This is a genomic window from Streptomyces sp. NPDC017936, assembly GCF_044328485.1.
Taxonomy (GTDB): Bacteria; Actinomycetota; Actinomycetes; order Streptomycetales; family Streptomycetaceae; genus Streptomyces.
Genome location: NZ_JBIRHK010000001.1, coordinates 348,926 through 361,833, shown reverse-complemented (window position 1 = coordinate 361,833; position 12,908 = coordinate 348,926). Strand labels below are relative to the sequence as shown.

The 12,908-nt window shown below is 74.3% G+C and carries 10 protein-coding genes; 6 read left to right on the top strand and 4 right to left on the bottom strand.

All coding sequences use genetic code 11. The features are described from left to right. The first annotated feature begins 15 nt into the window (after nucleotides 1–15). Both ACH4F6_RS01410 and ACH4F6_RS01405 read left to right on the top strand, forming a co-directional pair. Nucleotides 16–492: an AAA family ATPase gene (locus ACH4F6_RS01410; RefSeq protein ID WP_397957755.1), complete on the top strand. Its 477-nt coding sequence runs from the start codon at nucleotides 16–18 to the stop codon at nucleotides 490–492. A 249-nt stretch (nucleotides 493–741) separates the two neighbouring features. Then, nucleotides 742–1,305 carry a snapalysin family zinc-dependent metalloprotease gene (locus ACH4F6_RS01405; protein ID WP_397957754.1) on the top strand — a complete coding sequence of 188 codons (564 nt, stop codon included), beginning with the start codon at nucleotides 742–744 and terminating at the stop codon, nucleotides 1,303–1,305. A gap of 78 nt (nucleotides 1,306–1,383) precedes the next feature. On the opposite strand, the gene ACH4F6_RS01400 is transcribed toward ACH4F6_RS01405, so the two are convergent. Then, nucleotides 1,384–1,683: a hypothetical protein gene (locus tag ACH4F6_RS01400; protein WP_397957753.1), complete on the bottom strand. Its 300-nt coding sequence runs from the start codon at nucleotides 1,681–1,683 to the stop codon at nucleotides 1,384–1,386. A 307-nt stretch (nucleotides 1,684–1,990) separates the two neighbouring features. Here ACH4F6_RS01400 and ACH4F6_RS01395 point away from each other — a divergent pair, with 307 nt between their 5' ends. From ACH4F6_RS01395 to ACH4F6_RS01385, 3 genes are all read left to right on the top strand, one after another. Next, entirely contained in the window at nucleotides 1,991–2,068 is a 78-nt protein-coding gene (locus tag ACH4F6_RS01395) for a putative leader peptide (RefSeq protein ID WP_397958195.1), read from the top strand. 453 nt (nucleotides 2,069–2,521) lie between these two features. Further along, a complete protein-coding gene (locus ACH4F6_RS01390) occupies nucleotides 2,522–3,613 on the top strand; it encodes an LLM class flavin-dependent oxidoreductase (RefSeq protein WP_397957752.1) in 1,092 nt (363 codons plus the stop codon). Next, a complete protein-coding gene (locus tag ACH4F6_RS01385) occupies nucleotides 3,606–4,754 on the top strand; it encodes an LLM class flavin-dependent oxidoreductase (protein WP_397957751.1) in 1,149 nt (382 codons plus the stop codon). The genes ACH4F6_RS01390 and ACH4F6_RS01385 overlap by 8 nt, the downstream gene beginning before the upstream one ends. 151 nt (nucleotides 4,755–4,905) lie before the next feature. Here ACH4F6_RS01385 and ACH4F6_RS01380 read toward each other — a convergent pair whose 3' ends face one another. After that, nucleotides 4,906–5,283, bottom strand: a complete 378-nt coding sequence (locus ACH4F6_RS01380) for a MerR family transcriptional regulator (RefSeq protein WP_397957750.1) — start codon at nucleotides 5,281–5,283, stop codon at nucleotides 4,906–4,908. Between the two features lie 58 nt (nucleotides 5,284–5,341). Beyond that, on the bottom strand, nucleotides 5,342–6,385 hold the full coding sequence (locus ACH4F6_RS01375) for an MDR family NADP-dependent oxidoreductase (RefSeq protein WP_397957749.1): 1,044 nt from the start codon (nucleotides 6,383–6,385) through the stop codon (nucleotides 5,342–5,344). Between the two features lie 735 nt (nucleotides 6,386–7,120). Between ACH4F6_RS01375 and ACH4F6_RS01370 the strand changes: the two genes are divergently transcribed. Next, nucleotides 7,121–9,721, top strand: a complete 2,601-nt coding sequence (locus ACH4F6_RS01370) for a Pls/PosA family non-ribosomal peptide synthetase (RefSeq protein WP_397957748.1) — start codon at nucleotides 7,121–7,123, stop codon at nucleotides 9,719–9,721. A gap of 79 nt (nucleotides 9,722–9,800) precedes the next feature. Here ACH4F6_RS01370 and ACH4F6_RS01365 read toward each other — a convergent pair whose 3' ends face one another. Continuing rightward, entirely contained in the window at nucleotides 9,801–12,602 is a 2,802-nt protein-coding gene (locus ACH4F6_RS01365) for a SpoIIE family protein phosphatase (RefSeq protein WP_397957747.1), read from the bottom strand. Nucleotides 12,603–12,908 lie beyond the last annotated feature (306 nt).

The following is a 12,908-nucleotide window of genomic DNA, read 5'->3' as shown; positions in this document are numbered from 1 at the left end:
CGGAGGGGAGCACCGATGGCGACGACGCTGGACGTGGCCGTGCTCGTGGGGCTGCAGGCGTCGGGCAAGTCGACGTTCTACCGGCAGCGTCTGACCGCGAGCCACGTGCTGGTCAGCAAGGACCTGTTCCCCCGTGGCGCCCGCCGCAAGCAGGACCGGCAGATGCGCCTCGTCGAGGAGGCGCTGGCGTCGGGGAGGTCCGTGGCGATCGACAACACCAACCCCACCCCGCAGGAGTGGGGACCGCTCGTCGCGGCCGGTCACGCCCACGGGGCGCACGTCACCGCCTACTGGTTCCCGCCGGACCTGGAGGGCTCCCTGCGGCGCAACGCCGCACGACAGGGACGTGACCGGGTCCCTGACGTCGGTGTCCGCGCGACCGCCCGCCGACTGCGCCGGCCCGGGCGGGCGGACGGGTTCGACTCCGTCCTGGACGTGCGGTTCGACGGCCGCGGCGGATTCCACGTCACGCGGGCCACGGACGGTTCCTGACGTCCGGTCACCCCGCCCGGCCGGCCGGCGGACCGGTGTCCGCCGACGCGTGACCCGCCGGCCGAACGGCCGGACGGCCCACCCGTCCTTCCCGGTGGTCCGTACGAGGTGACCGAGGCGGTCGTCCGGGGGAGCGGCCGGCGCGGCGCCGGCCGTGCCGATTGAGGGATTGGTGCTCGCCGGGTACGGGCAGGGAGCCCAGCAGAACGTGACATGAGCACGCCCACCTTCCCCCACAGGAGGTCGACCTTGCACGCACGCACGTTCGTCCCCACCCTCGCGGCCGCCTTCGCCGCGGGCCTGCTCGTCGCGGGCGGCCCGGCCCACGCCGCGTCCGGCGCCCCCGGCGCCCAGCCCCTCGCGGCCCGCGTCGTCACCTACGACGCGAGCGCGTCGGCGGAGTTCAAGTCCGCCGTCGACCGGGGCGCGGCCATCTGGAACGCCGGCGTGGACAGCGTCGAGCTGCGTCCGGTCACCGCCGGACAGCGCGCCAACATCCGGATCCTGGCCGACAACGGCTGGCCCCGGGCGCTGACCACCTCGCTCGGCAACGGCACCGTCTACATCGGCCGGCAGGCCGTCACCCAGGGCTATGACACGGTCCGGATCTCGGCGCACGAACTCGGCCACATCCTGGGCCTGCCGGACCGCAAGCCCGGCCCCTGCTCCAAGCTGATGTCGGGTTCCAGCGCCGGCGTCTCGTGCACGAACCCGTACCCCGACGCGGCGGAGAAGGCGGAGGTCGAGGGCAACTTCGGTCTCGCGCCGGCACGTTCGACGAGCGTCCCGCACGGCGTGGTGCTGGTGGACTGACATCCCGTGGCGCGGGGGCGGGCCGACCGCCCCCGCGCACACGGGACCGCGGGGGCGTACGAAGGGAGCGCGGCGGGGCTACTGCGGGGACTGCTCCGCGGAAGCCATCACCTGACCGGCCGTGACCTGGGGAGGGTTGGGCAGCAACGACGCGAGGTTGTCCCGGACGAAGTCCGCGGCCGTCGAGATCGACTCCTCGGCGCCGGCCCGGTCCTGGAAGACGCTGATCGAGATCATCACTCCGTCGCCGGCGTCGATCCAGTAGTAGGCCACGAAGCCGGAGACCCGCCGCATCAGCGGCACGAAGCCCTCGTTCACGAGGCGTCCCGCCTCCGCCGGGTCGGTCACCCCTTCGTACCGCCGGACCGCTGCGTACATCACCGAACTCCTCATCGCAGGTTCTGGGTTCGTCCTCGACGGGATGACCTACCCCCACGGGAGCCGCACGGTTCGCGAGGCGTGCCGAGATCACCTCAAAGGCCGCCTCGGGTGATCCGAACGGCGGTCGCCCCCTTGCGGCGGGGAACGCTTCGGTTCACCGCCGCGGCCGGGCCGCGGCGGCCGGGGAGCAACTCCGCGCCGGGCGCGGCGTCCGTCGCGACGGTGGCCGGCTCCCGCCGGACCCGGACGCGAATTCATGCGGCTGCAATGATCCATCCCTCAACCGTCTGCTAGACATGGACGGGTGAACCCCTCCGGGCTGTACCGCAGGCTGTACGTGGACCTGGCGCGCGTCGCCGCCTCCACGTGTCGACGCTTCTGACGCCGCGTTCACCGGTCGCGGGCGGGGCGGTCACCCGCGCGCCGCTCCCGCACGGCAGCCGCGCCGAACCGCCCGTCCACGCCCCGGCCGCAGAACGATCCGCGACGCCGGTCGCAGAACGATCCGCGACGCCGGTCGCAGAACGTTTCGCGACGCCGGTCGCAGAGCGCTCCGCGAGGCCTGCCGCTCGGTGATCCGCGAGGCCTGCCGCTCGGTGATCCGCGACGCGGGGCCGACGCGCCCGGTCGCCCCGGAACCGCCGCCCCGCCGCCGTGCCCACCCCCGCCGGCATGCCGGCGATCTCGTCCATGGATCTCCAGGAAGGCGCCCCTCCGTGTCCCCAGCTCCCCCTTCTCCGCCGTGCCGTGCCGTCGTCCTCGACGGCACCGACCGGCAGCCCGCGGTCCGGCGCGCGCCGGCGGCCGGCGAGGCACATGGCCCGCGGGCGGCGGCGTGAAGTTCCTCGCCATCACCCTGATCGTGCACCGCCCGGACCCGGTCACCGGTGTGCGGAAGCCGACCCACGACCGCTTCCGCGAGGTCCTCGACAACGCGCTGCTCGCGGAGGAGCTGGGCTTCGACGGCTTCGGGGTCGGCGAGCGGCACGAACGGCCGTTCATCTCCTCCGCGCCGGCCGTCGTGCTCAGCCACGTCGCGGCACTGACGAAGCGCATCCGCCTGTTCACCGCGGTGACGACCCTCAGCCTCCTCGACCCGGTCCGCGCCTACGAGGACTACGCCACCCTCGACCACCTCTCCGACGGCCGCCTGGACCTGATCATCGGCAAGGGCAACGGCGCCGCCCAGCGCGAGCTGTTCCACGTCACGCCCGAGGACCAGTGGGAGCGCAACGCCGAGAGCTACGAGGTGTTCCGGCAGATCTGGCGGCAGGACCGGGTCACGGCACGGACCCGTTTCCGGCCCGAGCTGAAGGACGCCGAGGTGTGGCCGAGGCCGTACCAGCGGCCCGTCCGGGTCTGGCACGGCAGCGCCACCAGCAAGGAGTCCGTGGACCTGGCGGCCCGTTACGGCGACCCGCTGTTCTCGGCGAACGTCACCCACCCGATCGAGCCCTACGCCGAGCTGATCCGCCACTACCGCCGGCGCTGGGAGCACTACGGCCACGACCCGGCCGGCATCGCGGTCGGCGCCGGCACCGCCGGGCTCCTGGTGACCCGCACCTCCCAGGAGGCGCTCGCGGTGTACCGGCCGGTCTTCGAGGCGACGCTGGCGTTCCAGAAGCAGTCCGGCCTGCCGGTGGTCTTCGAGACCCTGGAGGACTTCGTCGACCGCAGCTCGGCCCTGATCGGGAGCCCGCAGCAGGTCATCGAGAAGGTGCACCGCTACCACGAGCAGTTCGGGCACACGGTGCTGCACCTGCACGCGGACGCCAACGGGCTGACCGGCGCGCAGCACCGCGCCTCCCTCGAGCTGTTCCAGTCCGAGGTCGCCTCCGTGCTGCGGCGCGAGATCCCCGACCCGCCGTTCGCCTGGGGACCCGTGCTCCCGGCGCCGCCGAACACCGAGGAGACCGCGCGTGTCTGAGATACCCCTCGGCGTCCTGGACCTGGTCCCGGTCTCCTCCGGCTCGACCGCCGCGGACGCGCTGCGCAACTCCATCGACCTCGCCCGGCAGGCCGAACGCCTCGGCTACGCCCGCCACTGGTTCGCCGAGCACCACCTCAACCCGGGAGTGGCGGGTACGTCCCCGGCGGTCGTCCTCGCGCTGACCGCGTCCGCGACCTCCACCATCCGGCTCGGCTCCGGCGCCGTACAGCTCGGCCACCGCACCGCGCTGAGCACGGTCGAGGAGTTCGGCCTGCTCGACGCCCTGCACCCCGGCCGCTTCGACCTGGGCCTGGGCCGCTCGGGCGGCCGCCCGCCGGGGCGGCCGGCCGCCCCACCGCCGACGGCCACTCCGGTCGTCGACGGGCGCGCCCCGAACGGCCTGCTGATCCCGCCCCGCTTCTCCTTCGAACACCTCCTCGGCTCGCCCCGGGTCGCCCTCCAGCGCAAGCTGCTCCTGCTGCCCGGGGCCGAGTCGCAGGACTACGCGGAGCAGATCGACGACATCCTCGCCCTGCTGGCGGGCACCTACCGCTCCCCGGAGGGCGCGGAGGCGCACGTCGTGCCGGGCGAAGGGGCCGACGTCGAGGTGTGGGTCCTGGGCAGCAGCGGCGGGCAGAGTGCCGAGGCGGCGGGCGCCCGGGGCCTGCGCTTCGCCGCCAACTACCACGTCAGCCCGGCCACGGTCCTGGAGGCGGTGGACGGCTACCGGGCCGGCTTCCGGCCCTCCGAGTTCCTGGACAAACCGTACGTCGGCGTCTCCGCCGACGTCGTCGTCGCGGAGGACGACGCGACGGCCCGTGAACTGGCCACCGGCTACGACCTGTGGGTCCGCAGCATCCGCACCGCCGAGGGCGCCATCGCGTTCCCGACGCCCGACGAAGCCCGCGCCCACGCGTGGAGCGACGCGGACAGGGCGCTGGTGCGGGACCGCGTCGACACCCGGTTCGTGGGCTCGCCGGGACGGGTGGCCGACGGCCTGGAACTGCTCCAGGAAGCCACCGGAGCCGACGAGTTGCTCATCACGACGATCACCCACGACCATGGGGACCGGGTCCGCTCCTACGAACTGCTCGCGCGGGAATGGCGGCGGCGCGGTCACCTCTCCCCGCCGGGCTGACGCCCGGGAGCACCCGCCGTGCGCCGCCGGGCCGGAGCCGAGGGCCACGGCTCCGGCGGCCACGGCCAGGCTCCCGTACCGGCGGCCACGGCCAGGCTCCCGTACCGGCGGCCGCGCCCGGCCGTGCGGGTCCTCCGCGGCCGGGACCGCGTCACAGGGCGCGCTCCCGGCCCGTCCGCCGCGCCAGGCGGGCCCGCAGGACGGTCAGACGGTCGATCTCGGCGTCGATCTCCGCCAGCCGACGGGCGACCACGGCCGAGCCGGCGGAGCCCGGTTCGCCGTCGCCGCAACGCCGTTGCGGATCCTCGACCAGGAGCTGGATCCGGTCGGCGATGCCGCGCAGGTCCTCCACGGTCAGACCGAGAGCGAGCAGTTCCCGGATGACGCGGACCCGGGCCACGTCCTGTGGCCCGTACCGGCGCTGGCCGGCGGGCGTGCGCGGCGGCGGGTCCAGCAGTCCGCGCTCCTCGTAGAACCGCAGGGCCCGTGGGGTGGTCCCGGCAGCCGCCGCCGCGTCTCCGATGCGCATCCCGTCCTCGCCTCGCTCCGTGTCACGCGCCCGCCCGCGGCACACGGCGGCGGGCGCTTCACCCCGGCGGCAGCTCCACGACGACGGTGCCGAAGTGCCGACCCTCGAACAGTTCCTGCAACGCCCGGGGGGCCTGTTCGATGCCCGGGATCCGCACGTGCGGGAAGGAGATCTCGCCGGAGCGCAACCAGTCGCCGAACCGCTCGGCCCACTCCCGCGCCACCCCGGCATGGTCCGTGCCGCTGTAGCCGGACAGGGTGATCCCCTGGGTGACGACGCGGAAGGCGTCGATCTCGACCGGGGCGCTGCCGCCGTCCCCGTGCGGTGACAGCTGGCCGGACAGCGCGCCGACGAGCGCGAAACGGGCGCCGCGGCGCGCCGCCGTGAGCGCCGCGGTCAGCTGCTCGCCGCCCACGGTGTCCAGCAGGACGTCGATGCCCTCGGGCGCCGCCGCGCGCAACTGCCGGGTGAGCGAAGGGGACCGGTCGCCGGGCACCACCACCGCGTCGTAGCCCAGCTCGGTGCGCAGCCGTTCGGCCTTGGCGGGGGACCGGGTGCTGCCGACGACCCTGCCGGCGCCCAGCAGCCTGGCGACCGGACCGGCCAGGGTCCCCACCGCGCCCGCCGCCCCGGTGACGAAGACCGTGTCGCCGGGACGCACCCCGGCGAGCCGGGTCAGCGCGCCGTAGGCGGCCGCCCCCGACGACAGGTGGGCGACCGGGTCCGGCAGCACGTCGCCGACCGGGACGCAGTCCGCCGCGGCCACCAGCGCGTGCTCGCGCCATCCGAGCAGGTGGGTGACGCCGTCGCCCGGTCGCAACGGGCTGCCCGGACCCGCGGCGACGACTTCGCCGACGGCGGGGCCGAAGAGCACGTCACCGGCGTGGATCGACGGCAGCGGCACTCCCTCGGGCGCGCCCGCGATCAGGGTCCGCAGCCCGGGGAACACGAGGAAGTACCGGTTGCGGACGAGGACCCGTCCCGGGCCGGGCGCGGGCAGCGGCTGCGCGACGGCGGCGAAGTGCTCCGGGGCGGGCAGCCCCTCGGGGGCGGTGACGAGCCGGATCTCACGGGTGGTGGACGGCGGGGGAGTGGCGGCCATGGGGAGCTCCTGATCCAGGGGAAGCGGGCCGAGCGTGACGACCGGCGGGCGCCGGCGCGCAGACGGTAGCCCCTGACGCACGCGTCAGGGGCAAGCACGGTGGCCCGCCGCGAGGCCCGCGGCCCTCCCGTCGGGCGACGCCGACCGGTCGCGCGCCGACCGGTCGGCGCGCCGGGCGGGCGGCGCGCCGGGCGGGCGGGTGCTGCGGGCGGGTGCTGCGGGCCGGGCCGTCGAGCCGTCCGCGTGACGTACGGACCGCCCGCGTCCGGGCCGCCGGGACGGCGCCCCGCCCCCCGGCCGGTCGGCGGGGGTCGGCCCCGACAGGTGGCCGGACTTCGCCTCGTGCGCAGGGCCCGGTCGACCGCAGAAGGTGGGTTCGACGCAGGTCACACGGGGGAGCCGGTGGTAGGGCGGCTTCCCGCGGCCGCCTCCGCGGGGAGGCCGGACCTCCTGGTGTTCGGGCCTACTGGAAGGAGAAGCGTCGGCACCGAGCCGTACCTCGGCCGACAACCACCTTGATCACTGCCCTTGCGCGCGGCCCGGTCCGGACGGTCCGGTGGAGGCCGGCGACGGGGCGCACTGGGGTGAACGACTCATGCGTATGCGGATTTCTCGCCGGATCCCGGACCGAGCCCGCGCGGCGTCCGCGCGGCCTGCTGCGACCGTCCTCCAGCGGGACCACCGGGTGGCGGCCGCCCGGACGGTCACCCGTCGCGGCGGCCGACGGGAGCCGTCGTGACCTGCAACACCCCCGGCAGGGACCCCGCGCTCGCCCTCGACGACACCGCCACGCCGGAGCACCGCACCGCCACGGACGGCGCCGACGGCGCCCCCGGCACCGAGGCGGCGCTGGCACGGGTGCTGGCCGACGTGCTGCACACCGAGCACGTGCCCGTGGACCGCCACTTCTTCACCGACCTCGGGGCGGACTCGCTGGTCATGGCCCACTTCTGCGCCCGGCTGCGCAAACGCGACGACCTCCCCACCGCCTCGATGAAGGACGTGTACCGGCACTCCACGATCCGCGATCTGGCGGCCGCCCTCGCCCGGGGCGACACGCCGCCCGGCCCGCCCGGCCCGGTCGGCACCGGATCCCCGGAACCCGGACGCGACGCCGTGCCGAGCGACACGCCGGCCCGTCCGCCGGCCGGCACGCCGGCGTACGTGCTGTGCGGCGCGGCCCAGCTGCTGACCTTCGCCGGCATGTCCTGCGCGGGCGGCCTCGCCTTCGTCCGGGGCTACGCGTGGATCGTCGCCGGCGCCGGCGCGGTGGACGTCTACCGGCGGGCGGTCCTCGTCGGCGCCGCTGTCTTCCTGGCCATGTGCGCTGCTCCGATCGCGGCCAAGTGGCTGCTCGTCGGCCGCTTCACCGCGCGCAGGATCCCCTTGTGGAGCCTCGCCTACCTGCGTTTCTGGTGCGTCAAGACCCTCATCCGGTCCAGCCCGGTCCGTCTGTTCACGGGGTCACCGCTGTACGTGCTGTACCTGCGGGCGATGGGCGCGCACATCGGGAAGGGCGTCACCGTCCTCGCTCGTGCCGTGCCGGTCTGCACCGACCTGATCAGCGTCGGCGACGGGACGGTGATCCGCAAGGACGTGCTGCTCTCCGGGTACCGGGCACGGGACGGCTGGATCGAGACGGGCCCGGTGACCATCGGCGCCCGCGCCACCGTCGGCGAGCAGTCCGTCGTCGACATCGGCACGGCGATGGGCGACGACGCCCGGCTCGCGCACGCCTCCTCACTGCACACGGGGCAGACCGTGCCGCCCGGCCAGGTGTGGCACGGCACGCCCGCGCAACCGGCCGGGACCGGCCTGCCGACCGTCGGCCCGGCGCGCTGCGGCACACCGCGCAGGACGCTGTACGGGGCCTGGCAGCTCGCCGGCGTGCTGCTGGTGTACCTGCCGCTGACCGTGGCGGGCCTGAGCCTGGTGGCGGCCGCGGTGCCCCAGCTGAAGGCCGTCATCACCACCGGACCGGCGGCCTTCGGCAGCCCCGGCTTCTACCTGGAGGCCCTGGCCGCCTCCCTGATCGCCTTCTTCGGAGGGCTGCTGACCGGCCTGCTGGCGGTCAACACGGTGCCGCGCCTGCTGAACCTCCTGATCGAGCCGGGCCGGACCTACCCCCTCTACGGCTTCCACTACGGTGTCCTGCGGGCGATGACGCGCCTGACCAACATCAGGTTCCTCACCACCCTGTTCGGGGACAGCTCGGCCATCGTGCACTACCTGCGGACCCTCGGCTACGACCTGTGCCGCGTCGAACAGACGGGGTCGAACTTCGGCTCCCTGGTCAAGCACGACGACCCGTACCTGACCCGGGTCGGCAGCGGAACGATGGTCGCGGACGGCCTGTCGGTCCTCAACGCGGAGTACTCGGCCACCTCCTTCCGCGTCCGCCGCACCGAGATCGGACCGCACAGCTTCCTCGGCAACAACATCGCCTACCCGCCGGGCGGCCGGACCGGCGACAACTGCCTCCTCGCGACGAAGGCCATGGTCCCCCTCGACGGCCCCGTCCGCGAAGGCGTGGGCCTGCTCGGCTCGCCGAGCTTCGAGATCCCCCGCACCGTACTGCGCGACCAGCAGTTCGACGACCTGGCCGCCGGCGACGAGCAGCGCCGTCGCCTGGCCGCCAAGAACAAGCACAACGCGATCACCGCGGGCCTGTTCCTGCTGGTGCGCTGGTGCCACTTCTTCGGCCTCGGCCTCATCACCATGGCAGCCGTCGACCTCTACGCCGTTCTCGGCGCGGGAGTGTTCGCCCTGGCCGGCCTGCTCACGCTCGCGTTCACCGTCGCCCACTTCACGCTGGTGGAACGGGTCGTCATCCGGACGCAGCCGCTGAAACCGCTGTACTGCTCGATCTACGACCTCTCCTTCTGGCGGCACGAGCGCTACTGGAAGCTGTCCTCCCACCGCTTCGAGCAGCTCTTCAACGGCACGCCGTTCAAGGCCCTGGTCTGGCGGCTGCTGGGCGTCAGGATCGGCCGCCGGGTCTTCGACGACGGCTGCGCGATGCCCGAACGCACCCTCGTCACCGTCGGGGACGGCAGCACCCTCAACGCCACCACCACCCTCCAGTGCCACTCGCAGGAGGACGGCGCCTTCAAGTCCGACCGCATCGTCCTCGGCGCGGGCGTGACCGTCGGCGTCGGCGCCCTCGTCCACTACGGCACCACGGTCGGCGACCACGGCCGTCTCACGGCCGACTCCTTCCTCATGAAGGGCGAGGAGGTGCCTCCTCACGAGGAGTGGAGCGGGAACCCCGCCCGGGCGACGCGAGCCGTGCCGGCGCGGCCGGCCGACCCGCGGTCGGCCGTCGGCCGCGGGTGACGGCCGTACGTCCTGCCGCAGCGTCACCGGGCGTCACGCGGGGCGGCGGCCGGTGACGGCGCCCGCCTGTCCTGCAGGCTCACGCGTCGAGATCGCCGAACTGGTCGAGGAGGAAGTCGACCGGGATGTGGCTCACGGCGGCGGCCACGCCGTCGTGGAGGAGCTGTTCCGTCCAGATGACCTTGCCGCGGGGCGTGTACCGCGTGCCCCACCGCTGGGCGAACTGCGCCACCAGGAACAGCCCCCGCCCGCCCTCGTCCGTGGTCGCCGCCCGCCGCAGCCGCGGCGAGGTGCCGCTGCCGTCGGACACCTCGCAGATCAGACAGCGTCCGTGCAGCAGCCGCACGCCGACCGGCGGGGAGCCGTACCGGATCGCGTTCGTGACCAGTTCGCTGAGGATCAGTTCCGTGGCGAATCCGGTCTCCTCCAGTCCCCATTCCCGCAGCGTCCGCCGGCACCGCGCCCGCACCGTGGGGACCACCGCCGGGTCCGACGGCACGTCCCACTCGGCCACGCGCGAGGGCGGGAACACCCGGGTGCGCGCCGCCAGCAGCGCGATGTCGTCGGAGGCGTGCGACGGCTTCAGCGCGTCGATCACCGTCCGGCACGTCTCCTCCGGGGTGCGGCGCCCCGAACCGTCCAGCGCCCGGCGCAGCCTGTCCAGTCCGGCGTCGAGGTCGTGGTCGCGGTCCTCCACCAGGCCGTCGGTGTACAGCACCAGCTGTGAACCCTCCGGCAAGGAGAACTCGGCCGTCTCGAAGGGGTGGCCGCCCAGGCCGAGGGGCGTCGAGGCGGGGACGCCGGGAGAGGAGACCGTCCCGTCCGGGCGCACCACGACCGGTTCCGGGTGTCCCGCACGGGCCATCGTGCAGGACCCCGCCACCGAGTCGTAGACCGCGTAGAGACAGGTCGCTCCGGTCACGCCCTGCCCTTCGTGGTCCTCCGCGGCATCGTCCGCGTTCTCCTCGTTGTCCATGCGGACGACGAGGTCGTCCAGGTTCCCGAGCACCTCGTCCACGGGGAGGTCCAGGGTGGAGAAGTTGTGCACCGCGGTGCGCAGCCGGCCCATCGTCGCCGCGGCGTGCAGCCCGCGACCGACGACGTCGCCCATGACCAGGGCCACCCGGGCGCCCGGGAGCGGGATGACGTCGAACCAGTCCCCGCCGACCCCCGCCTCGGCGGGCAGGTACCGCCAGGCCACCTCCAGCGCGTCCTGTTCGGGCTGGGTCCGCGGCAGCATGCTGCGCTGCAGCGCCACCGCCGTCGCGTGCTCACGGGTGAACCGCCGGGCGTTGTCGATGGCCAGCGCCGCCCGGGCGGCCAGTTCCTCCGCGAAGGACAGGTCCTCCGGTTCGAACGCCGGCGCGTCCGCCGTCCGGTAGAAGTTCACCACGCCCAGCGCCACGTTCCGCGCCCGCAGCGGCACGGTCACCAGGGAACGCAGCCCGCCCTCCAGGGCCTCGCGGGCGCGCCGCGGATCCTGTTCCCGCCATCCGGGCGTCCGGCGCAGGTCCGCCTCCAGCACGACCCGTCGCTCCTGCAGCGCCCGCATCTGCGGCGTTCCGGGCGAGAACGTGATGACGTCGCCCAGCGGGTACACCGGCACCGTCCGCTGTTCACCGCCGATCGCCGCCCGGCGCAGATGCCGCCAGCCCTCCGCCGTCGGCTCCCAGCCCCGCAGCACCGCGTCGAGCAGGTCCACCGTCACCAGGTCGGCGAACTGCGGGGCCGCGACGTCGGCCAGTTCCTGGGCGGTGCGTCCCACGTCCAGCGTCGTGCCGATTTTCACCCCGGCCTCGTACAGCAGCTTCAGCCGCTCCCGCGCGACCTCGGCCCGCCCCGAGACCGCCGCCAGCTCCGTGGTGTCCCGCAGGGTCACCACGCTGCCTCCCCGGTCGGCCCGCGGGTACGCCGGCCGCTTGTTCACCGCCAGCAGCCGGTCCCCCGCGAGGTGCACCTCGTCGGTGACCGTCTGCGGCGACGACAGCAGACGGACGAGCGGCTCCGGCAGCCCCAGTTCCCGCACCGGGCGTCCCTGGACGTCCGCGGGCAGGTCGAGCAGACGCCTCGTCTCGTCGTTGGCCAGCAGGACCCGTTCGTCGGCGTCGATGATCAGCACGCCTTCCCGCACCGCGTGCAGGACGGCGTCGTGGTGCTCGTACAGCTGGGCCAGCTCCGCCGGGGCCAGGCCGTGCGTCTGCCGGCGCAGCCGCCGGGCCACCAGCGTCGTGCCGGCCGTGGACAGCACCAGCGCGGCCGCGCCGCTGCCCAGGATGACCGGCAGCTGCGGCAGCCACAGCCCCGCCACGTTGCGGACCGTCATCCCGGCGGAGACCAGGCCGACCACCTTGCCGTGCGAGTCGGTCACCGGGACCACCGCCTGCACGGCCGTGCCCCTGCCGGTGGGCAGGGGCGGCCCGCCGGCCTGCTCGACGACGGTACGGCCCTCCAGAGCCGGTTCGATCGTGCCGACGAACTCCTGCCCGATCTCCTTCGCGTAGGGGTACGTGTAGCGAATTCCCTGCGTGTTCATGGCGACGACGAAGTCGAGGCCGGTGCGCTTGCGCGCCTCCTCGGCCCGCGGCTGGAGCACCGCCGTCGGATCGGGGCTCCGCAGTGCCGCCGCCGTGCCGGGGGCGCTCGCGAACGACTGGGCCGCGACGACCGACTCACGACGCCCCTGCTCCACCGCGTCACGCGCCGTCTGGAGCACCATGACGGTCACCGCGGCCACGATCAGCAGGACCACGATGACGACCTGGAGCAGGAACACCTGGCCGGCCGTGCTGTGCACGTCCAGCAGGGCGAACCGGCGCTTCCTCGAGCGTCCGTCGGACGGACGACGTCCCGGGCTCCGGGGACGCCCGGAGAACACCTTCATACACCCTTGATAGCACCGCTGCGGGGGAGCCGACGCCGGTCGCGTCCGTCCGCCCGCGGCGGTCGGACCGCCGCGGTGGACCAGGGGCGCCGCGCGCGCCGTGCTTCACGCCGTCCGGCCGCGGACGACGGCTCCGGCGGATGCCCGCGCACACCCTTTACGTCACTGTCATGTACGGGTAATCTCCGGACGCCTGCAAGGAGTTGCTAAAAATTTCAGCAAGGCAATGCAGTGCAGGCGAGGACGCCGGAGACCTCGAGGCGGGTCGAGATCTGCGCCGGCGCCCACCCCACACGGCACCCTCCC

Bases quoted from the DNA above. Each gene is read 5' to 3' on its own strand.
- ACH4F6_RS01410 (WP_397957755.1), top strand. From the start codon at position 16: ATGGCGACGACGCTGGACGTGGCCGTGCTCGTGGGGCTGCAGGCGTCG.
- ACH4F6_RS01380 (WP_397957750.1), bottom strand. From the start codon at position 5,283: ATGCGCATCGGAGACGCGGCGGCGGCTGCCGGGACCACCCCACGGGCC.
- ACH4F6_RS01375 (WP_397957749.1), bottom strand. From the start codon at position 6,385: ATGGCCGCCACTCCCCCGCCGTCCACCACCCGTGAGATCCGGCTCGTC.
- ACH4F6_RS01365 (WP_397957747.1), bottom strand. From the start codon at position 12,602: ATGAAGGTGTTCTCCGGGCGTCCCCGGAGCCCGGGACGTCGTCCGTCC.
- ACH4F6_RS01400 (WP_397957753.1), bottom strand. From the start codon at position 1,683: ATGTACGCAGCGGTCCGGCGGTACGAAGGGGTGACCGACCCGGCGGAG.